At 34.4% G+C, this 20737-nt stretch carries 21 protein-coding genes and 2 riboswitches; of the genes, 13 read left to right on the forward strand and 8 right to left on the reverse strand.

Features of this window, described 5'->3' with window-relative positions:
• The first annotated feature begins 246 nt into the window (after positions 1–246).
• The 6 genes from COD11_RS06500 (at position 247) to motB (ending at position 5980) form a co-directional block, all read left to right on the forward strand.
• A complete protein-coding gene (locus tag COD11_RS06500; RefSeq protein ID WP_098795949.1) occupies positions 247–2370 on the forward strand; it encodes an ATP-dependent Clp protease ATP-binding subunit in 2124 nt (707 codons plus the stop codon).
• 142 nt (positions 2371–2512) lie between these two features.
• The gene (locus COD11_RS06505; protein WP_231309380.1) at positions 2513–3532 is read left to right on the forward strand and encodes a potassium channel family protein; all 1020 of its coding nucleotides are present in this window, start codon (positions 2513–2515) and stop codon (positions 3530–3532) included.
• 108 nt (positions 3533–3640) lie between these two features.
• Positions 3641–3910: a hypothetical protein gene (locus COD11_RS06510; protein WP_098795950.1), complete on the forward strand. Its 270-nt coding sequence runs from the start codon at positions 3641–3643 to the stop codon at positions 3908–3910.
• A gap of 131 nt (positions 3911–4041) precedes the next feature.
• Entirely contained in the window at positions 4042–4242 is a 201-nt protein-coding gene (locus COD11_RS06515) for a hypothetical protein (RefSeq protein ID WP_098795951.1), read from the forward strand.
• A gap of 183 nt (positions 4243–4425) precedes the next feature.
• Positions 4426–5226, forward strand: a complete 801-nt coding sequence (gene motA, locus COD11_RS06525; protein ID WP_098795953.1) for a flagellar motor stator protein MotA — start codon at positions 4426–4428, stop codon at positions 5224–5226.
• On the forward strand, positions 5219–5980 hold the full coding sequence (gene motB, locus COD11_RS06530) for a flagellar motor protein MotB (RefSeq protein WP_098795954.1): 762 nt from the start codon (positions 5219–5221) through the stop codon (positions 5978–5980). Before motA ends, motB begins: the two co-directional genes overlap by 8 nt.
• Before the next feature lie 71 nt (positions 5981–6051).
• On the opposite strand, the gene COD11_RS06535 is transcribed toward motB, so the two are convergent.
• Complete coding sequence (locus COD11_RS06535; RefSeq protein WP_098795955.1) at positions 6052–6513, reverse strand: MarR family winged helix-turn-helix transcriptional regulator; 462 nt, start codon at positions 6511–6513, stop codon at positions 6052–6054.
• 300 nt (positions 6514–6813) lie between these two features.
• On the opposite strand from COD11_RS06535, the gene COD11_RS06540 reads away from it, so the two are divergent.
• On the forward strand, positions 6814–7545 hold the full coding sequence (locus COD11_RS06540) for a ZIP family metal transporter (protein WP_098795956.1): 732 nt from the start codon (positions 6814–6816) through the stop codon (positions 7543–7545).
• A gap of 118 nt (positions 7546–7663) precedes the next feature.
• On the opposite strand, the gene COD11_RS06545 is transcribed toward COD11_RS06540, so the two are convergent.
• Positions 7664–7843: an aspartyl-phosphate phosphatase Spo0E family protein gene (locus tag COD11_RS06545; RefSeq protein ID WP_098795957.1), complete on the reverse strand. Its 180-nt coding sequence runs from the start codon at positions 7841–7843 to the stop codon at positions 7664–7666.
• A 299-nt stretch (positions 7844–8142) separates the two neighbouring features.
• Here COD11_RS06545 and COD11_RS06550 point away from each other — a divergent pair, with 299 nt between their 5' ends.
• Positions 8143–8913 carry a divergent polysaccharide deacetylase family protein gene (locus COD11_RS06550; protein WP_098795958.1) on the forward strand — a complete coding sequence of 257 codons (771 nt, stop codon included), beginning with the start codon at positions 8143–8145 and terminating at the stop codon, positions 8911–8913.
• A 142-nt stretch (positions 8914–9055) separates the two neighbouring features.
• Here COD11_RS06550 and cbpA read toward each other — a convergent pair whose 3' ends face one another.
• Positions 9056–9691, reverse strand: a complete 636-nt coding sequence (cbpA, locus tag COD11_RS06555) for a cyclic di-AMP binding protein CbpA (RefSeq protein ID WP_098795959.1) — start codon at positions 9689–9691, stop codon at positions 9056–9058.
• A gap of 151 nt (positions 9692–9842) precedes the next feature.
• Here cbpA and COD11_RS06560 point away from each other — a divergent pair, with 151 nt between their 5' ends.
• Positions 9843–10349: a GNAT family N-acetyltransferase gene (locus tag COD11_RS06560; RefSeq protein ID WP_176551002.1), complete on the forward strand. Its 507-nt coding sequence runs from the start codon at positions 9843–9845 to the stop codon at positions 10347–10349.
• Between the two features lie 291 nt (positions 10350–10640).
• On the forward strand, positions 10641–12335 hold the full coding sequence (abc-f, locus tag COD11_RS06565) for a ribosomal protection-like ABC-F family protein (RefSeq protein ID WP_098795961.1): 1695 nt from the start codon (positions 10641–10643) through the stop codon (positions 12333–12335).
• A 41-nt stretch (positions 12336–12376) separates the two neighbouring features.
• Here abc-f and COD11_RS06570 read toward each other — a convergent pair whose 3' ends face one another.
• The 5 genes from COD11_RS06570 to COD11_RS06590 form a co-directional block, all read right to left on the reverse strand.
• A complete protein-coding gene (locus COD11_RS06570; protein ID WP_098795962.1) occupies positions 12377–12919 on the reverse strand; it encodes a 1,2-dihydroxy-3-keto-5-methylthiopentene dioxygenase in 543 nt (180 codons plus the stop codon).
• Between the two features lie 54 nt (positions 12920–12973).
• Positions 12974–13597, reverse strand: a complete 624-nt coding sequence (locus COD11_RS06575) for a methylthioribulose 1-phosphate dehydratase (RefSeq protein WP_098795963.1) — start codon at positions 13595–13597, stop codon at positions 12974–12976.
• Complete coding sequence (locus tag COD11_RS06580; protein WP_098795964.1) at positions 13594–14259, reverse strand: 2-hydroxy-3-keto-5-methylthiopentenyl-1-phosphate phosphatase; 666 nt, start codon at positions 14257–14259, stop codon at positions 13594–13596. Before COD11_RS06580 ends, COD11_RS06575 begins: the two co-directional genes overlap by 4 nt.
• Complete coding sequence (mtnW, locus tag COD11_RS06585) at positions 14256–15497, reverse strand: 2,3-diketo-5-methylthiopentyl-1-phosphate enolase (protein WP_098795965.1); 1242 nt, start codon at positions 15495–15497, stop codon at positions 14256–14258. The genes COD11_RS06580 and mtnW overlap by 4 nt, the downstream gene beginning before the upstream one ends.
• A 181-nt stretch (positions 15498–15678) precedes the next feature.
• Positions 15679–15785, reverse strand: a riboswitch (SAM riboswitch).
• Positions 15786–15859: 74 nt separating this feature from the next.
• On the reverse strand, positions 15860–17041 hold the full coding sequence (locus tag COD11_RS06590) for a pyridoxal phosphate-dependent aminotransferase (RefSeq protein WP_098795966.1): 1182 nt from the start codon (positions 17039–17041) through the stop codon (positions 15860–15862).
• A 104-nt stretch (positions 17042–17145) separates the two neighbouring features.
• Between COD11_RS06590 and COD11_RS06595 the strand changes: the two genes are divergently transcribed.
• The 3 genes from COD11_RS06595 (at position 17146) to mtnA (ending at position 20666) form a co-directional block, all read left to right on the forward strand.
• Positions 17146–17934: a carbon-nitrogen family hydrolase gene (locus tag COD11_RS06595; RefSeq protein ID WP_098795967.1), complete on the forward strand. Its 789-nt coding sequence runs from the start codon at positions 17146–17148 to the stop codon at positions 17932–17934.
• A 156-nt stretch (positions 17935–18090) separates the two neighbouring features.
• Positions 18091–18236: riboswitch (SAM riboswitch) on the forward strand.
• Between the two features lie 96 nt (positions 18237–18332).
• Positions 18333–19535, forward strand: coding sequence for an S-methyl-5-thioribose kinase (gene mtnK, locus COD11_RS06600; RefSeq protein ID WP_098795968.1), 1203 nt, complete (start codon positions 18333–18335; stop codon positions 19533–19535).
• 78 nt (positions 19536–19613) lie between these two features.
• Positions 19614–20666, forward strand: a complete 1053-nt coding sequence (gene mtnA / locus COD11_RS06605; RefSeq protein ID WP_098795969.1) for an S-methyl-5-thioribose-1-phosphate isomerase — start codon at positions 19614–19616, stop codon at positions 20664–20666.
• Positions 20667–20737: the final 71 nt, after the last annotated feature.

Consider the following 20737-nt stretch of genomic DNA (forward strand, 5'->3'; position numbering starts at 1 on the left):
TCATTATATGAGCGTAAATAGAGATGATTCACTTCATTTTCATAACCTTTTTAAAAATTCCTGTAAGAAAATCCCATTACTAAATTGTAGGCAAAACACTTGAAAGTCAAAAAAGGTCAAAGTATACTATGATCAAAGAAGGTCAAACATGAGACCTCTTTCTTTTTATCCTATTGGTCAATAAAGATCAAACTCTTTCGCTGAAATCTTTTTTATATAAATTAATAATGAAAAGGAGTTTTAAAGATGATGTGTGAAAATTGTCAATCAAAACAAGCTACAGTTCATTTAAACTTTCAAATAAATAATCAACATAAGCAACTAACATTATGTAATGACTGCTATTCAACGTATAAACAAGCTATCCCTTCAGGATTGTCAGGAGGATTTCCTTCGTTTCCATTTGAACAATTTATGAAAGGACTTCAACAACAAGCATCATCAGCGGAAAACGTTCAACCAAAAACTCAATCCAGCGGTGGTGGGATTCTAGACCAACTTGGCCGTAATTTAACTCATGCTTCACGAGCAGGCTTAATCGATCCTGTGATTGGCCGTGAAGAAGAAGTTGATCGAATGATTGAAATATTAAACCGCCGAAACAAAAATAATCCCGTGTTAATTGGAGAACCAGGCGTAGGAAAAACAGCTGTCGTGGAAGGTCTTGCTTTAAAGATTGCAAACGGCTCTGTTCCAACAAAGCTTACAAATAAAGAGGTTTATCTCTTAGATGTAGCATCACTTGTTGCAAATACAGGGATTAGAGGTCAATTTGAAGAACGAATGAAGAAGATTATAGAAGAGCTACAAAATCGTAAAAACATTATATTATTCATAGATGAAATTCATCAGCTTGTTGGGGCTGGTTCAGCAGAGGGTTCAATGGATGCAGGTAATATCCTAAAACCAGCTCTGGCAAGAGGAGAGCTTCAAGTTGTAGGTGCTACAACATTAAAAGAATATAGAAAAATTGAAAAAGATGCTGCACTTGAGCGACGCTTTCAGCCAGTAATGGTTCATGAACCAACAATTGATAAAGCGATTGAAATCTTAAAAGGTATTCAAGATAAGTACGAGCAATATCATCATGTATCTTATTCAGATGAAGCTATTGAAGCCTGCGTTTCCCTTTCACATCGTTATATTCAAGACCGATATCTTCCTGATAAGGCAATCGACTTGTTGGATGAAGCTGGTTCTAAAAAGAACTTAATGTTAAAAAATGAAAGTGATGAAGAGATAAAAGAACGTCTAAAACATATTTCACTAAAAAAACAAGAAGCTACTAAAAACGAAGACTACGAATTAGCTGCTAAATTAAGAGATGAAGAAGCTCATCTTGAATCGCAGTTAAATAGTGAAAAATCAACAAATGAAAAGCTTGTTGTTTCTATAGAGGACATTCAATCCATTATAGCAAAGAAAACAGGAATTCCAGTTGGAAAGCTTCAAAGTCATGAGCAATCAAAAATGAAGCATTTAGAGAAAAGTCTCACAGAAAAAGTCATTGGACAAGAAGATGCTGTTCGTAAAGTATCAAAAGCAATCCGAAGAAGTCGTGCTGGTCTTAAATCCAAGGCTCGACCAATTGGTTCCTTCTTATTCGTTGGACCAACCGGTGTTGGTAAAACAGAATTAACAAAGTCTTTAGCAGAAGAACTTTTTGGCTCAAAAGACTCAATGATACGCCTAGATATGAGTGAGTATATGGAGAAACATGCTGTTTCAAAAATTATTGGCTCTCCTCCAGGTTATGTAGGGCATGATGAAGCCGGTCAACTAACTGAAAAAGTTCGCCGCAATCCTTATAGTATAATTCTATTAGATGAAATTGAGAAAGCTCATCCAGATGTGCAACACTTGTTCCTACAGATCTTAGAGGATGGCAGATTGACAGATAGTCAAGGTCGTACCGTCAGCTTTAAGGATACTGTTATTATTATGACAAGTAATGCAGGCGTAGGTGAAAAACGTATAACCGTTGGATTTGAAACATCATCAAACACAGCTGTAGAAGAAAGCCAGCTATTACAATCACTTGGTTCATTCTTTAAACCAGAATTTCTTAATAGATTTGATAATATCATTGAGTTTTCTTCACTTGAAAAAGAAGATCTCTTAAAAATTGTTACATTAATGATAAAAGAGCTAGCTGAAACATTATCAGAACAAAATATCTCAATTACTGTTACTAATGAGGCAAAGGAAAAACTTGCTGCACTAGGCTTTCACCCCGCCTTTGGTGCCCGCCCACTTCGCCGTGTCATACAAGAGCATGTAGAAGATCAAATAACTGATCTTCTTTTAGATCAAGAAAATATAACACAAATCGATGTAGATGTTGTTGACAATAAGATTGCAGTTAAATAAAAGGATACGGGACAGTCCAAACAAGGACTGTCCCGTATCTTTTTTTCCAATAGATAACCAATTTCATATTTTATATATACTTAAATATGTTAAGATTTTCTTATGACTGATTGTTCTAGACTGAGCGAAAGGAGTGTTCCCTGTGTTTTTAATTCGATTCTTTATGAAAGTCATACATATGAACAACTGGATACTTATTTTTGCAACATTATCGTTAATATTAGCAAGCAGCTATATTGTTTATTATATTGAACCAGAAACTTTTACAAGCCCTTTCGAAGGATTATGGTGGACAATGACGACTGTTGCAACAGTTGGTTATGGTGATGTTTCACCTACAACTGTAAACGGAAAAATTTTCGCTATGTTTCTGTACATTGTAGGAATTGGCTTAATGAGTATCTTCATTGGTAAAGTAATTGACTTCTTTAGTATCAGAAATCGCTTAAAGGAGGAAGGAAAATTGAAAATCACAACGAAGAACCACATTTTATTAATTAACTGGACAAAAAAAGCTGCCATTACTTTAGAAGAGCTTTTAAAGACTTTTGAGCATGTTCGAGTTGTCATTGTTGATGAAAACATTTCAAAAATCCCACTTCAACACGAACGGGTTGAATTTGTAAATGGAAACCCTGCAAGTATTGATGTTCTTTATCAAGCTAATATATTAAGTTCTAAATCTATTATGGTTTTTTCACCAGATGATGTTCTAACAGCTTCACAGGCAGATGGACATACACTATTAATTGCTTCTATGATAAAAGGAATTGAAAAAGAACATATTCAGCATATTTATACGATTTGTGAAGTGTCCAATTCAAATCATATTCATGCCTTCAACCATGTTAATGTGAACGAATATATTACCGCAAATGACACCGCTGCCCATTTAGCCGCTAGGTCTATTTTGTTTAATGGTTCTAGTGAAATTATTCGCCAACTAACAAGTCATGAGGGATATGACCTTTACTCTATTTCTAAAAAATCAGAGTGGAAAACGTATCAAGATGCAAGCATTGCTTTGTCAGCAAAAGGGGCCATTCTTCTTTCCAACGGAAATGATATGTCCATTATAAGCAAGCTTCATCAACCTATTCCAAGCGATGCAAAATTGTTTATTATTTGTAACGATGAAACATATTTTGATATTGTTTCATAATTAAGAGTCACTTTCTCCTAAGGGAAAGTGACTCTTTTTCTTGTGATCTCTCTTCTCTGTCATTGCTGTTGTTTCTCATACATATACATGCTATGAGAGGTGTTGTACATGCTAAAAAGTTCAAATTTTTTCCTATTAATCTCCTTTTTTCTTTTATTAGTTAATGGGTCAGCTCTTGGCTTTATTCTTTTTCATGCACGACTTGGTGAAGGGTTTGGAATCAGCCTGTTTTGTTGTACAAGTTTACTAGGGGCATTATTAGCATCAATTGCCTTTGAAACAAAATCGACCTACTATTCCCGTTTATTTTTCTATAGCCATCTTGTCATTACGATTCTTCCTCTTTATTATGTTGGTATTTCTAAGATGTTAAGTTAATTCTATCGGTCAGAAGACTGATTTTTTCTCACCCACATTTACGATTCTTTTTCCATCTTGTAACGGAAGTAGTTGGAACAATTTTCCTCTATGATGAAGATAACAAGAGAATTTGTGGGAGATGAGAAAAGATGTTTATGAATGAGTATACACAAAAACAATTATTTGAATTACAAAGTGCACTACTTGAAAAACAATCGATTGTAAGAGCATCACAATTTGAAGAAAATGAAAATGCCAGAGCAGCTTTCGGATATAATTGTCTATCAAATACAAAAAGATATGTTAACTTTAAAAACTGGCTACTAAGAAAAGCTATCGATGAGAATTGATAGCTTTTTATTATTTAGAAATGTAGATAAACAACTTTATTTTAGACCAAAGTCCCCACATCTCCCCTCTTTTTCGGTTGCTAAGAAATTTCTTTCACAACTTCTTGAAACAAAACCTAAAATTTTAATAAATCTTACCGATATAAGAGATAAGAAAATAATGAGGAAATATGGTGATTTACGATGGATAAAACGTCATTAATAGGAATATTACTTGCGATAATCGCAGTAGGTGTTGGGATGTTTATGAAAGGTGTTAGTCCCACAGTATTAATTAACCCAGCCGCAATATTAATTATTCTTTTGGGTACAGCAGCGGCTGTTATTATTGCTTTCCCAACTAGTGAAATCAAAAAGGTGCCTAAGCTATTTGGCATTATCTTTAAAGAACAAAAAACTCCTTCAATTCAGGAGTTAATCCCCTTATTCTCTGATTGGGCACAAGTTGCTCGTAAAGAGGGGTTACTTGCACTTGAAGCAAAACTTGCTGATGTTGAGGATCCTTTCTTAAAAAGCGGCTTACTTATGGCCGTAGATGGACAAAATGCTGAATTTATTCGCGATGTTATGTCAGAAGAAATTGAAGCAATGGAAGAGCGTCACCAAGGGTCAGCATCTATTTTCACACAAGCAGGAACATATGCACCGACACTTGGAGTACTTGGAGCGGTAGTTGGTTTAATTGCTGCCCTCTCCGATATGAGTAATACAGATGCATTAGGACATGCGATAAGTGCGGCATTCGTTGCCACATTAATGGGTATTTTTACAGGATACGTATTATGGCATCCATTTGCAAATAAATTAAAGAGGAAGTCTAAGCAAGAAGCACTAGTAAAACAGGTTATGATAGAAGGTGTACTTTCTGTTTTAGAAGGACAAGCACCAAAAGCAATTGAGCAAAAGCTAGCAACATATTTGCCGGTTACTGAAAGAAACAAATTAGAGGCTGCTGTTACTGGAGGAGAGAGTGTAAATGGCTAAAAAGAAAAAGCATAAGCATCATGATGAACATATGGATGAATCATGGCTTGTCCCTTACGCCGATTTACTCACTCTCGTTCTGGCACTTTTCATCGTGTTATTTGCGATGAGTTCAGTTGATGCGCAGAAATTTCAGCAAGTGGCGAAATCATTAAATGCTGCTTTTGATGGTGGAACAAGTGTATTAGAATATCCAAGTCCTACTCCTGAAAGCGAGTTAGAAGATCTTAATGTTCAAAAAGATGAAGCATCAAAAGAACAGTTAGAAGCTGCTCAGCAAAAAATGGAACAAGAGAATTTACAAAAAATTCAAGAGAAAATCAACACGTACATTAAGGAAAATAATCTTCAAGCAAAGTTAGGTACAACTCTTACTGATGAAGGCTTACTTATTACATTACTTAATGATATCTTTTTTGACTCAGGAAGTGCAGAAATTCGTGCAAAAGATGAAAAGCTCGCTAAAGGAATATCTGATCTTCTTATCATGAACCCACCTCGTAATATTATTGTGAGTGGTCATACAGATGATATACCAATTAATAACTCAGAATTTGATTCAAACTGGCATCTAAGTGTTATGCGTGCAGTTAATTTTATGAAAATATTGATTGAAAATGATAAGTTAGATCCCAAAGCCTTCAGTGCTAAAGGATTTGGAGAATACAAACCGGTAGCTACAAATGAGACAAGTGAAGGACGTCAAAAAAACCGACGTGTTGAAATTCTCGTTCTTCCTTACGAGCAAAAATAATATGCTTAAAGAAAAGCGGGTCAATCCAATGTAGGATTGACCCGCTTTAATGTTTTAAAAGTAATCTTTAGTTAATGCTTTTCAGTTTTCAATAAATCATTAGCATGATAACCCACTTTTTTAAGAAGCTCTGTGACTAATGCCTTTTCTTCATCAGACAATACGTTTACAATTTCATCAATTTTTTCTTGATGAGGGGGGAATATTTCTTCAATTAGTTCTTTTCCCTTATCCGTTATCTGAGCATGTGTTACTCTTCGGTCATTAGGACATGCCTTTCTTATAAGTAAGCCCTTTTGCTCTAATTTATCTACTACATATGTGATACTCCCACTTGCCAACAGTATTTTCCCACCTATTTGTTGTAAAGGCTGATCTCCTTTGTGGTATAAAAGCTCTAGAACAGCAAATTCTGTCGGGTTTAATTTAAATGTTGATATATGTTTATTAACGACATCGTTAAATGCTCTGTGGGCACGCGATAGCACAATAAAAAACTTTAAAGACTCTTCTATTCCCTTTGTTTTTTCCAATTCATCTCAATCCTTTTTCATATATCTTGAATTCAAAATAAATAATTAGCATTATAATAGAACATGTTGTATAGAAAGTCAAATCATCTTTTAATTATTGGAACAAATAGCCCACCTATTCATATACTTTATTGAGCCCTGCAACAGCAAGTGATTTTTTCATTCTTTGCTTATCGTATAATTCGGTAAAAATGACCTTCTATTTAAGCGAATTCTTCCTTAGGTTACCTAATTCAGTTATAATAGTTCTAATTACGATTCTAAAGCAAAGTGTATCCATTTTAGAAGGAGCAATCACATATGTCAGATGTTTTATTGGGAAGTGTATTATCTGCATTATCTACAGGATTAGGTGCAGTACCTATCCTATTTCTTCAAAGAACGATTACGCATCGTTGGAGAGATATTTTATTAGCCTTTACAGCCGGTATTATGATGACTGCTGCCATGTTAGGCTTAATTCCTGAGTCATTAAATTATGGGGGGATATTGGAAGTTTCCATCGGTTTATTTCTTGGGGTACTTATTTTAACATCACTTGAAAGAGCCATTCCTCATATTGATTTGGAACATACCAAAAGTGGAATTAAATTTGATGAAAAAGCTATGCTTATTATTGCAGCAATAACCTTGCATAATATTCCAGAAGGGTTATCGGTTGGAGTTAGTTATGCTTCATCTGTTAGTGAGACAGGAAACCTAATAGCCTTTGCAATCGGTCTACAAAATGCACCGGAAGGATTTTTGGTTGCTCTATTCTTAATCAATCAAAATATAAATCGAGGAAAAGCATTCTTAATTGCTACAGCAACAGGTGCTGTGGAAATTGTAGCATCATTACTTGGTTTTTATTTAACAAGCTTTGTCGCCTTTCTTGTACCATATGGATTAGCTTTTGCAGCAGGTGCGATGCTGTTTATCATCTACAAAGAGCTAATTCCGGAATCTCATGGAGATGGAAATGAACAATTTGCGACATACTCATTTATTATTGGCATTCTTTGCATGGTTATTCTTATAAATAGTTTTTAATGCAATAACACGAAGAAAATACAGTGCTTGTCCACTGTATTTTTTATTTTAATAAGAATATCTGTCTGTGTACGTAAATAATTTCATTGAATGAACTAAGTCATGAAAAGGGACAACTTTAGGTTTTTTCTCTTCTATGTAGAATCTGTTGATATTCATTTAAAAGCAAGTCCAAATCTTGACTACATTGAACAGCCAATTCACTTGTATATCCTTCTTTATTAGCCGTTTCAATCATTTCTTTTCTTTTTATATTAATTGTTTCAAGAAGCTTTGTTTTTAAAGAATTATTATTCATCTCAGAGCCCCTCCTAGTTATTCAATTTTGCGATAATCTAAAGTTAAACGGTTCTTGATATTATCCCACACAAGTAATCTTGTAAGAAATTATTACAAAACTTTGCACTTGTGTAAAGACTATCGCAATTTTAGACATTTTTTTCACCTTTAAATATGACAAAATTGAAAACTTTTTCTTATTATTTTTATTCCCACATCTGCTTTACTTTAAACTACCTTTTTCTCACCTTTATAAACACATCTTTTTATTAAGCGTGGTTAACCTATACATATATACAAGTAAAGGAGAACACTCCCATGAAAAAATTTATGATTAGTTTGATTCTTCTTCTTTCTATACCTATTGCAATATTTGCTCAATCACGCTCAATTGAAAGACAGGTAGCAATAGTTATTGATGACCTAGGTAATGGAATGAAAGGTACTGAACAAATCCTCTCTTTACCTATTCAATTAACTGTAGCGGTTATGCCATTTTTACCTACAACAAAAAAAGACGCAAATCTAGCCCATGAAAAAGGCCATGAGGTCATTGTGCATCTTCCAATGGAGCCTTTACATGGAAAAAAGAGTTGGCTTGGCCCCGGAGCTATTACGACTGATTTATCAAATAAAGAAATTAGAAAAAGAGTAAATGATGCAATTGATGATGTCCCCCATGCTGTTGGAATGAACAATCATATGGGATCTAAAGCCACAGCAGATGCTAGGGTAATGAAAATTATATTAGAGGTATGTAAGGAAAGAGGGCTTTATTATTTAGATAGCAAAACTACAGGAAAAAGTGTTGTTGAAACAATTGCAAAACAATTAGAGGTTCCTTATTTGGAGAATGAGCTATTTTTTGATGAACAATATACAACAAGTCACATTACGAAACAAGCTAATTTACTAATGAATCGAATTGAAAAAGATAATGAAATTATTGCAATAGGGCATGTTGGGATAGCTGGAGAAAAAACAGCATCCGTTTTAAAGCAATACGTGCCTTTAGTGAAAGAAAAAGCAGAAACGGTTACACTTTCTAAACTATTCTTTGATCCTGAAGACATAACAAATTTGGAATGATTACTTCAAACCCGGTAAGTGAGCTCTAGGTAGTTCATAACCTATGAAACATTCCCAATTTTGACTACCTCTTTTCCATACTCGAAACAACCTTCTTATAAAAAAAGGGCTATCAACTGTAGCCCTTTCTGTAGTCCATTACCTATTTATGATCAATACGATCAACAGAGGTAACTCTGAATTCTTTATCCTCTAATTTTTTAATAACCTTCTGCAATTTTTTCTCAGATAAATCACCTGATAAATTTAGAATAATTCTTCTGATATATTTATCACCATTATCCATCGTTAGCAGGCCTTCTATATTAATATCCTTAACAGTAGTTACTAAGTCCTTAATAGCCCCTTTATGCTCCTTAGTTCCAACTGTAAGAAGGACACCACCAGTTTTCATCCCAAATGAATCTTCAAGGACATCCATTATATTTGAATGGGTAATAATTCCTGAGAATTCTTTCTCTTCATTTATTACTGCTAAAAATGGAAGTCGTCGAATCGTTAAGAATGTCTTGAAAAATGAATCCTCTTCGTATATGTAAGCATCTTGATTCTGCACTAACGGTTCAATCGGATCACTTTCTTTACCATTATGCTCTACATAATGCTCAAGCAAATGTACTTTATAAATAAAACCAACAAAGATTTTACCATCTTTCTTTAAAACCGGAATAGAACGGTAACCTGTTTCCTTTAGATAATCATATGCTTCTTTTACTGTACAGCTAATATCACAATATTTCACGTCTGCTTTCTGTACATAATGATATCTAACCTTCATTTATACAACCCCCTTTTAACAAGAAATTTATCACAGCATTCTTTGTTAGTAAAGAAAATTCAAAGTTTTCTTAAAAAAACTTTTATGTTCATTTTAATTTATAATATATTTATGATTTCTAACATTTAGTATGGGAAGGAACTTAGAGATTATGTATATTGTTAAATCAAAACGATTAGGTTTAAAACCAATGACCTCAGAAATCATTGAAGCGGCATTAAACAACATATCTTCACTTGAAAAAGTTATACAATCCCATGTATTAGAAGATTTTCTTGAGCCTGTTTATACAGAAAGAGTTTTACCAATTCGTCTCCATAAAACGATGGTTAATCCTGACTTGGCTGAATGGTACGGTTTTATCGTTGAATTTGAATCAAATACAGTAGTCGGAACAATGGGATTTAAAATGCCTCCAGATGAGAAGGGTCTTATTGAGATCGGATATGGTATACACCATACATTCCAAGGCAAAGGATATGCAACAGAGATGGCCGTAGCATTAATCGATTGGGCCTTTCAACAAAAAAGTGTTAAAGGAATTACAGCTACAAATGTTCTCAAAAACAATCTTCCTTCTATTAAAATTCTCGAAAAACTCGGTATGCAAGTTGTTGAGCAAACATCAGAAACAATTGATTATATATTGTTAAAATAACTTTTTGAAGAAGGTTGCAATATTACCAAATCCTACATATAATAAACATATCTTAACTGAAAGGGTGTATGTTGAAACAATGAAGTTCTAATCTTTTTTTCTGGCTATTAATAATTCATTTTTAATTGAATTTTAATATTACCTAGAGAATTGGATTAGTCTGCATGTTAACATATACATTCCTTTAGTCGTTAAAATTGGTATGCTTTCTTTTATAGTATACCTTTATTTCGGTATACTGGTTTTGTATATCTTTTTGACTAATCTCTCTAGGAATAGGGAGGTTTTTTTATGTTTACATTACAAGCAAGAAATATTTCAAAAAGTTATGGAGAAAAAGAACTATTTACGGATCTTACTTTTGATATCTACCACAATGATCGAATTGGTCTTGTTGGTCATAATGGCGCAGGCAAAACAACACTTGCCAATATTATTTATGGAAGTTTAGAAGCTGACAATGGAACGTTTCATCGTAAACATCATATTAAAATCGGATACCTTAAACAATCGATTGAATATATGATGAATGAAAGTGATTTGTTATCTGGTGATTTCTTAGAAAGAGCTAGTGAACTAGGACTAAAAAAAGTTCAATCATGGAAAAAGGAGCGAATGGATCATTTAAGTGGTGGAGAAAAATTAAAAATTTCCTTAGCTGAGGTTTGGTCAGCTCAACCAGATATTTTGATTTTAGATGAACCTACAAATCACTTAGATCTACAAGGAATAAATTGGCTTGTTGAAAAGATAAGATCATTTCATGGAGCAGTTATCATTATTTCTCATGATCGTTATTTTTTAGATAAAACAGTAACGAAAATATTCGACCTCGAAAATAGTAAATTAACTGTTTATGATGGAAATTACACAACTTTTTATGAAAAAAAGCAAAAAAGTCGAGAAGATCAGCTTCACCGTTATGATATTCAACAAAATGAAAAGAAGCGGATTGAAAATCAAATGTCCCAATTACAGCAATGGGCAGGCAAAGCTCACCGAACGATGAGGGACCAAGAGGGCTTTAAGGAGTTTCATGGTGTAAAAGCTAAGAAACTAGATAAAGCAATAAAATCTAAAATGAAAAGACTTAATAAAGAGCTTGAAAAAAATAAAATAGATAAACCATTAGAAGAAATGAGTGTCAGGTTTCAATTTGAAGGTAATAAAAAACATGGCAAAAGATTGATAGAGGCTAAAGATCTCTCAAAAAGCTATCAGTCAAGGTCACTGTTTAGGAATAGCTATTTTTATATAAATCATGGAGAAAGAATAGGTCTTGTTGGACCAAATGGATGTGGCAAAACAACTTTTCTGCGCATGCTCTTAGGTGTTGAGCCTCTTACTACTGGTGACTTATCAAAGAGCCCAACTCTTAAGGTAGCTTATCTTAGTCAAGATGTGGCTGATATGTCTTTAACTCAAACTGTTTATGAGGCACTAAATCTAAATGATAAAAATGACCTGTTAAAAGCAAGAACTACATTAGCAAATATGGGGCTAAAGGCAAGTAGGCTAAATCAACCTATTCATAGTCTTAGTTTAGGAGAGCGGACAAAAGTAAAGCTTACCAATCTTTTATTACATGAATATGATTTACTTATTCTTGATGAGCCCACAAATCATTTAGACTTAGCAAGCCGTAATCAATTAGAGCAAACATTAGCAGAATTTCCTGGTACTATTCTAGTGGTTTCACACGATTATTACTTCTTAAGTTCTCTATGCGAAAAATTACTTGTCTTTGAAGAGAAAAAGATAAAGCGAATGGAAATGACAATTGAAGAATATGAGCTTTATAAGCAACAAACAAAAAAAAGTAATCAAAAGAAATCAATTGATGAAGAATTACTTCTAATTAATACTGAAATTACTGCTGTACTTGGTGAATTAAGCTTACTAACACCTGAATCAGAGAAATATAATGAACTAGATAATTCCTTCCAGTTCCTCACAAAAAGAAAACGTGAGTTAATGAATATGTAAATAAAAAAGCGTAGACTCTTGAGTTCTACGCTTTTTCTTTATTATTTATTTAATTCTTGTTTTTCTTGGTATGGATGTGCCACCCATCCTTCGGTTTCAATAAATAAGCGAACTGCCACAACTTGACGGTCTTCCATTAATGTAAAGAAATGAGGATTACCCTCTGGTACCGAAATAACATCACCAGCTTCTAATTCTACATCAAAGTAACCAATTTGCTCATCACCTTTAATAATGAAAATACCATGACCTGCTGTAATAGCACGTACTTCGTCTTCAGTGTGTGTATGAACATTTTCGAATTTTTTTAACAATTCTTCTAGATTTGGTGTTGCATCTGATAAAGCCACGATGTCCCAAGTCTTATATCCTCTTCTTTCAGCTAAATCTTCAATTTCAGATTTGTATGCTGTTAAAATTTCAGATTTTTCTTCATCGCTAAGAACAAATTTTTCAACTAAATGTTCAGGAAGTTTGCTCATATCCCAATGCTCATAAAGTACACCTTGTTTCTCTAAGAAACTTGAAACCTGTTCTTGACCTTCAATTACTTCATTAGTATTTCTCACTTTAATTACTGCCATAATCTTTCTCCTCCATTAATTAATATAGTTTTATATAATATTTCATTCCTGAAACTAAGCCAAAACTGCTTTTAATGATAACAGCTTTAGATGATAGGAAAATAAAAATTCACTCGCTTCTAAATACTTCTTCGCTTCTAGTGCATCTTTTCCCCATGCGGTTATTCCATGGTTTCTAATTAGTACTGCACCGGCATCTGCTTTTACAAACTCACTAAAACTTTCCGCTAAAGTTGGAATATGTGCATGATTATAGATGATTGGAATTGTAAATTCAGCATCCTCATCCCATAAGCCATATGCTTTAATAATTTCCTGTCCTGTAAATGTAATCTTTCCTTTATCGCCGTACAGCTCTGATATAACATTATTGTCAACTGTATGAACGTGAAGGCTACATCCAGCTTTTGTTTTATTAAAAATCTCTACATGTAATAATGTTTCTGCAGAAGGCTTTAAGTGAGTATCCTTAACTGGCTTCCCTTCTCTATCAACAAGTAAAAAGTCCTCGTCTGTTTCCTTCGTCTTATCCTTACCACTTGCTGTAACAAGGAACTCGATAGGATCGTCACTTACTTTTATCGCAAGATTCCCACTTGTACCTGGAAACCAATCTCGTCTTGCTAACACCCGCTTTATGTCAGCTAATTCCTCCCACCGCTGGTTGATAATTGTCATGCCCTCACCTCCTCAAGTTTTTCTAAGATATTAATCACATCAAAAAAAGTTGTAAAGGGCTGATGTGGTAAATGAAGTTCCTGACATTTCTCTAATAGCAAATCCCTTGCTATTACATAATCTGCTAGTTTTGCAGCTTGAAGGTCTGTAATGGAATCTCCAATTACAATTTTTTCTTGATTAGAATTTGTTAGCTTACGTATAAGTGACGGCTTACAGCAACCGCAATCATTCGTACAAGAGTTATCACAACTATAAGGCCATTCTATTTGAATGTTTTCATGACTAAAATTTGCCTTATTGCAATAAATTTGTTCTTCTTCTTCTATTAATCCTTGAAGTAGAGGATAAACAAAAAAATCAATTCCTCCACTAACAATATAAAGAGGGATATTGTTCTCTCTAGTAAATTGAATAAACTCCTTGAAGCCAGAACGTATTTGCGCATGATCTAAAATGTATTTCACAATTTCGTCTTTAGAAGAAGATGGTAGTAATTGAAACATTTTGCCAACACCCTCTTGAATAGAAATTTGTTGCGATAAAACGTCATTTTTTAAAGCATCCCATTCTGGTGGAGCAAATTTTTTCATAATTGCAATAATGTTGTCAGTCTCTGTGATCGTCCCATCAAAATCACATATAATTACTCGATTACTCATTTACTCACCTCTTTGACACCCCAAAGATCAATGGCAAGTTTAAGATCTTCATTTACGTTTGCTGCTTCTTTTAAGGAAGTACCTGCTAGAGTTGCGTCAATTGCTGCTCGAAATGCTTGTCCACCGCCAATGGCTCCATTTGGATGACCATGAACACCACCACCAGCATTTATTATTGAATCTATTCCGAAATCATTCATAAGCAACGGAACTAAACCTGGATGAATTCCCGCTGAAGGAACCGGAAACGATTGCTTAAAAGATTCTTTCTTTAGACAGTTATCTGCAATACCTAGGGCTTCTTTTCTATCTAATGCTACACTTCCATATGGAGATGGGAATAAAGAGAAATCCGCACCAGCTATTCGTAGCAGCTTACCTAGTAAAAGTGAACTTAAAAATCCATATAAGCTAGATGAAGTAGAAGCTCCACTCACAGCAGGGTGAGCCATAATAGGTACGGTTACATCTGGATCCTCAGCTAAACTTTGTAATACATCTAACCCATATGCGAATACGTTAAACAATAAAACATCAGCACCAAGCTCAGACGCTTTTTTAGCTTTATCTTTAAGATCATATGTTTTACCAGACAAATTCACAGCATATAAAGCTTTATGTCCAGTTTCTTGAAAGACCTGATTTAATACTTCTTTACCTGAAAGAATTCGCTCCTCAAATGGAGTTAATCGATTATCAAATAGAATTTCATCGTCTTTAACTAAATCAACCCCACCCAAAACTTGCTGTCTTAACTGATCTTTTAAGTATTGTAAGTCACGACCAATTACACCCTTAAAAATACTCATTAATAAAGGGCGATCATAAACACCCACTAATTCCCGAATTCCTTTTACACCAAATTTCGGACCAGGAAACGCGGCTTTCACATCTTCTGAGAACTCTAAATCAAGTAATTTTACTTCTCCGTCAAGAGATAACTTCCCAAAAACAGTTGTTAATATAGCTGGGAGATCATGACTATAATTTAAGCTTGGATAAGCAATTTTGATTATTCCTTTTGTTACGTTTTTTCCTAAAAATTGATTTGTTTTGTCACAAGACTCCAGCTGACTGACCTCTATAACACGACCTTTATGAGCTTTCAGTTGCTCCTGTTCAAGTAATGGAAGATCTGTCCAGGAACCTACCGTTAACCCTAAAGCAATTCCTTCTGCTTTTTTATGTAAATCTCCTTTAGCTTCGTGTACAAGATATGTAGCAATGACTTCACTCACTTAAAACCCTACTTTCTATATATCATCACGTTTTCTGAATCTTTCTATTTATCGTACTAATTCTATCATCTTTATTTAGTTTATGCATAACATTCCATTTCTATTTTTTTCTGTTTATAAAAATAAAAAAACCTCTTTGACAGATCAAAGAGGTTACTAAATGCATAAGTAATAAGTAATCTCCTTATCTATCAGCGAATGCTGCAAGAATTAGCACCGTGCTTAACCTAGGTTAAGTCGGTTGCCGGGCTTCATCGGGCTAGTCCCTCCACCTGCTCTTGATAAGAACGAAACGTTCATTTTGAAATTAATTTGGATTATGACAGATCTCACTTCTACTGTCAAGAAGAAAAACTAGGGCATCAAGCCTTAAAAAGATTAAGAGCTTTAATTCTCTCAGCAGCTTCTCTAAGTCGGTCCTCAGAAGTTAATAAACCAACTCTAACGTATCCCTCACCATATTCCCCAAAACCAACTCCTGGTGCAACAACGACACGTGCATGTTGAAGCAGAAAATCAGAAAACTCTTCAGAAGAATCAAATTGTTTAGGAACTGGCAACCAAGCAAAAAACGATCCTGCAGGTGCCTTAACATCCCAACCGATCTCACGAACAGCTGTAATGAGAGCATTTCTCCGAGATTCGTAACGAGCATTTAGTTCTTCAACACATGTTTGCGGACTAAGTAACGCATGTGCAGCTGCTTCTTGAATTGCACTAAATACACTTACATACATATGGTCTTGCAATAAATTTATAGCTTCAATAACAGAAGGATTTCCAACAGCAAAACCAATTCTCCAACCAGCCATATTATAAGTTTTGGAGAATGTGTAGATTTCAATACCAATGTCTTTAGCACCGGTTGTTTGTAAAAAGCTAAGAGGCCTTTTTCCATCAAAGCCAATTGCTCCATATGCAAAATCATGAACCACACAGATATCATTTTCTTTTGCAAATGAAACTGTTTCTTCAAAGAAACTTTCATTTGCCGTAGCACCAGTTGGATTATTAGGATAATTCAAAAACATAAGTTTCGCCTTTTCTACAGCATCTCTAGACAAGCTCTTGTAATCTGGCAGGAACTGATTTTCGCTTAATAAAGGCATAACTTCCATTTTAGCACGTGCCAACTCGACTCCAGACCAATAATCGGGGTATCCAGGATCTGGTACAAGAACAACATCATCAGGATTTAACAAACATTGCGGAACCTCAACTAACCCAGCCTTTCCTCCAAATAGAATCGCTACCTCACTAGCAGGATCTATCTCCACTCCGTACTCTCTTTTGTAAAAGGTAGCGACGGCTTCCTTCAAAAACATTTGACCACGAAATGGTGAATACTTGTGATATTGAGGATTTCTAACAGCTTTCTCCATTGCTTCAACGATATGTTTTGGTGTTGGTTGATCAGGGTTACCCTGTCCTAAATTAATAACATCATGTCCCTGCTCAACAATTGTATTTACTTTTGCAACAAGATTGGCAAAAAACTGCTTCGGTAATGTATTTAATAAATGGGATTGCTCAAAAACTTTCATTTTCTACACCTACTCAAAAAATTCTTGAAATTCTAGTCACAAATCATATATTGTTAGAATCAACTTGTAAAGTAAAATTTATAAATGAAGGTGTGACTTAAAAAATGAAACCTATCATTGCATGTATTCAACTTGATATTAAATTTGGTGATCCTGACTTTAATTATCAACAAGTAGAAGAAAAAGTAGCATTAGCAGTAGAACAGGAGAACCCGAACATCATTGTTCTTCCTGAACTTTGGACAACTGGCTATGATTTAACCCGCCTAGATGAAATTGCTGATCATGATGGCGAAAGAACAAAGACATTCCTAAGTAACTTAGCAAAAAAGTATAATGTTCACTTTGTAGGTGGCTCTATTGCAAAAAAATGCAAGGATAGCGTAACAAATACGATGTATATTGTGAACAATAATGGTGAGTTTATCCATGAATATAGCAAACTTCATTTATTTAAGCTCATGGATGAACATCATTATTTAGCGGCCGGAACTGAAAAAGGTTTGTTTGAGATAAATGGACTGAAAAGTGCAGGAGTTATTTGCTACGATATTCGTTTCCCAGAATGGATACGCGCTCATACAACAGAAGGTGCAGAAGTATTATTTGTTGTAGCTGAGTGGCCAATGCCAAGACTGCATCATTGGAAAACATTATTGCTAAGCAGAGCAATTGAAAATCAATGTTATGTTGTAGCATGTAACCGTGCTGGATCTGATCCTAATAATGAATTTGCAGGACATTCTCTCATCATTGACCCATGGGGTGAGATCGTAGCTGAAGCAACCGAAAAAGCCGGAATTATTTCGGCCAAATTAGATGCTGAAGTTGTTAAAAAGGTCCGCAGTCAAATCCCAATCTTTGATGACCGTCTACCGCAATACTATCAATAAAAAACTTCACAAATATTTAGGCAATTCCCAATAATGTATTGACAAAGATAAAGTATCATTGGTAATATCCTAATCAAGCAATATATTTTTCTAGAAAAGCATTAATTTTTTGAATACTTAATATGTTAAACATATACTTATGTTTTACTAAAAAATCTCTTATCAAGAGTTGGCAGAGGGACTTGGCCCAATGACGCCGCAGCAACCGACCATATTTCATTCTATGTGAAATAATACCTGGAACTTCCAGTTGGGCACGGTGCTAATTCCATCAGAAAGAATATCTTTCTGAAAGATGAGAGGTGCGAAGCAATGACTTCAAGCCTCTTTCAATCTGGAAAGAGGCTTTTCTTATTTTAGAAAAGCCTCCAAAAACAACTAATTGGAGGTATAAATAAATGTGTGCACATAAAAAATCACCTGTTTACGAACCACTAACTGAAAACGGAGCAATTGCCTTAGCAAAGAAATTGCAGTTGCTTCCTGAAAATAGTCAACTAACATGTAATGAAATTGGCGATGGAAATTTAAACTTAGTTTTCAAAGTGAAAGATCCAGAAAACGGAGAAAGCATCATCATTAAACAAGCATTACCATATGCGAAAGTAGTTGGTGAAAGCTGGCCACTAACTCTTGATCGTTCTAGAATCGAAACAAATGCACTTCTTAAACAAGCTGAATTTGTTCCACAATATGTACCAAAAGTGTTCTATTCAGATGAGTCATTGGCCATAACAATTATGGAAGATCTTTCACATCTTGAAATTGCTAGAGCAGCCTTTATTAGCGGAAAAGATTTACCACTTTTATCTCAACATGTTGGGGAATTCCTTGCTAAAACACTGTTTTATACATCTGACTATGGCATGGATCAACATTATAAAAAATCTTTGGTTCAACAATTCATTAACCCTGATCTTTGTAAAATAACAGAAGATCTAATTTTTACTGATCCTTTCTTCGATCATGAAACAAACGATTATGAACCAGAGCTTCAAGAAGATGTAGAACAAATTTGGCAGGACCATGAATTAAAACTTGAAGTTGCTAAACTAAAACAAATCTTTCTAACAAAAGCTGAAGCACTTTTACATGGTGATTTGCATACTGGAAGTATTTTTGCGGATGAACAAGAAACAAAAATCATTGACCCTGAGTTTGCTTACTTCGGCCCTATCGGCTTTGATGTTGGTCAAGTATTTGCAAATTTAGTTTTTAATGCACTATCTCGTGAACCGAAAAAACAACAAATTCTTTTCCACCATATTGAAACGACTTGGAATGTGTTTGTAAAAGAATTTTCAAAAGCATGGGAAAATGATGGTTTAGAAATTTATACGAATTTAGATGGCTACTTAGGTTATGTTTTAGAACAGATCTTTGAAGAAGCTACTGGTTATGCAGGATGCGAATTAATCCGACGATCCATTGGCCTAGCCCATGTAGCTGACCTTGACACAATTGAACCATATGAAAAGAAAATATCAACAAAGCAAATTGCCTTAAAACTTGGCAGAGATCTTATTGTAAATAGAAAAGCAATTAAAAACACGCAACAAATTAGAAACCGTGTTAACCAAACTGCTTTATCAGTAATTTAAAAACAAATGTTTATAAAAAACTTTTCATATTCTAATACTGGTTGAGCACATTTTTTTAAAAGGAGTTTTTTTCATACAATGTTAAACGAAAATTTTGTCATTCCTCGTTCCGTCATCTGGAAGGAAGATTATATCTCTTTATTAAACCAACAAAAGATTCCACAATTAACAGAATACCTTGAATTAAGAAACATTGAAGATGTGTGGGAAGCTATTCAATCTTTAAAAGTTCGAGGTGCTCCTGCTATCGGAATAACTGCAGCATATGGTTTAGCTCTAGCAGCATTGCAGGATCAATCAAAATCACTTGAAGAGTTTTATCAAAATTTACAAAAAAATCATGATTATCTGGCTAGCTCAAGACCAACTGCTGTAAACTTATTTTGGGCACTAGATCGACTTATGAAAAGTGTGGCAAATGCTCAAACGATAGATGAAGCAAAATCAACAATCCTTAAAGAAGCCATCTTAATTGAAAAAGAAGATGAACAGGTTTGTCAATTAATTGGTGAACATGCATTGAGCGTTTTCAAAGATGGAGACAGAATAATGACGATTTGTAATGCAGGATCCATAGCAACTGCTAAGTATGGTACAGCACTTGCTCCTTTTTACTTAGCCAAAGAGAAAAATATTAACTTAAGTGTTTACGCATGTGAAACTAGACCCGTCTTACAAGGAGCACGTTTAACTACTTGGGAGCTTATGCAAGCGGGTGTCGATGTTACACTTATAACTGATAATATGGCAGCACATACGATAAAGTCCAAGGATATTACTGCAATTATTGTTGGAGCAGACCGTATTGCAGCGAACGGTGATACAGCGAATAAAATTGGAACATTTAATCTAGCACTTTTGGCAAAATCATTTAACATACCTTTTTATGTTGCTGCACCTCTATCTACATTTGATCCCTCTATTACAGACGGAGATCAAATACCGATTGAGGAACGCAATCCAGAAGAGGTTACTCAAATTAACGGCATTCAAGTTGCTCCAAAAAATGTGAAAGTGTTTAACCCTGCTTTTGATGTTACTCCTAATGATTTAATCGCAGGTATCATAACGGAAAAAGGAATTATAACTGGAGAATATACGGTAGAGATTAAAAGATTATTCTCTATTTAATATCCATCTATATACAAAAAAGAACAAAGCCTAGTTAACACTAGTGCTTTGTTCTCAGGCTGTCGAGAAAC

Source organism: Bacillus sp. AFS040349 (genome assembly GCF_002577655.1).
In the GTDB taxonomy this organism is placed as follows: domain Bacteria; phylum Bacillota; class Bacilli; order Bacillales; family Bacillaceae; genus Metabacillus.

Coding starts and splice junctions, on each gene's coding strand:
- COD11_RS06500 (WP_098795949.1), top strand. CDS start 247: ATGATGTGTGAAAATTGTCAATCAAAACAAGCTACAGTTCATTTAAAC.
- COD11_RS06510 (WP_098795950.1), top strand. CDS start 3,641: ATGCTAAAAAGTTCAAATTTTTTCCTATTAATCTCCTTTTTTCTTTTA.
- COD11_RS06515 (WP_098795951.1), top strand. CDS start 4,042: ATGTTTATGAATGAGTATACACAAAAACAATTATTTGAATTACAAAGT.
- motA (WP_098795953.1), top strand. CDS start 4,426: ATGGATAAAACGTCATTAATAGGAATATTACTTGCGATAATCGCAGTA.
- motB (WP_098795954.1), top strand. CDS start 5,219: ATGGCTAAAAAGAAAAAGCATAAGCATCATGATGAACATATGGATGAA.
- COD11_RS06540 (WP_098795956.1), top strand. CDS start 6,814: ATGTCAGATGTTTTATTGGGAAGTGTATTATCTGCATTATCTACAGGA.
- COD11_RS06545 (WP_098795957.1), bottom strand. CDS start 7,843: ATGAATAATAATTCTTTAAAAACAAAGCTTCTTGAAACAATTAATATA.
- COD11_RS06550 (WP_098795958.1), top strand. CDS start 8,143: ATGAAAAAATTTATGATTAGTTTGATTCTTCTTCTTTCTATACCTATT.
- cbpA (WP_098795959.1), bottom strand. CDS start 9,691: ATGAAGGTTAGATATCATTATGTACAGAAAGCAGACGTGAAATATTGT.
- COD11_RS06560 (WP_176551002.1), top strand. CDS start 9,843: ATGTATATTGTTAAATCAAAACGATTAGGTTTAAAACCAATGACCTCA.
- abc-f (WP_098795961.1), top strand. CDS start 10,641: ATGTTTACATTACAAGCAAGAAATATTTCAAAAAGTTATGGAGAAAAA.
- COD11_RS06570 (WP_098795962.1), bottom strand. CDS start 12,919: ATGGCAGTAATTAAAGTGAGAAATACTAATGAAGTAATTGAAGGTCAA.
- COD11_RS06575 (WP_098795963.1), bottom strand. CDS start 13,597: ATGACAATTATCAACCAGCGGTGGGAGGAATTAGCTGACATAAAGCGG.
- COD11_RS06580 (WP_098795964.1), bottom strand. CDS start 14,259: ATGAGTAATCGAGTAATTATATGTGATTTTGATGGGACGATCACAGAG.
- COD11_RS06590 (WP_098795966.1), bottom strand. CDS start 17,041: ATGAAAGTTTTTGAGCAATCCCATTTATTAAATACATTACCGAAGCAG.
- COD11_RS06595 (WP_098795967.1), top strand. CDS start 17,146: ATGAAACCTATCATTGCATGTATTCAACTTGATATTAAATTTGGTGAT.
- mtnK (WP_098795968.1), top strand. CDS start 18,333: ATGTGTGCACATAAAAAATCACCTGTTTACGAACCACTAACTGAAAAC.
- mtnA (WP_098795969.1), top strand. CDS start 19,614: ATGTTAAACGAAAATTTTGTCATTCCTCGTTCCGTCATCTGGAAGGAA.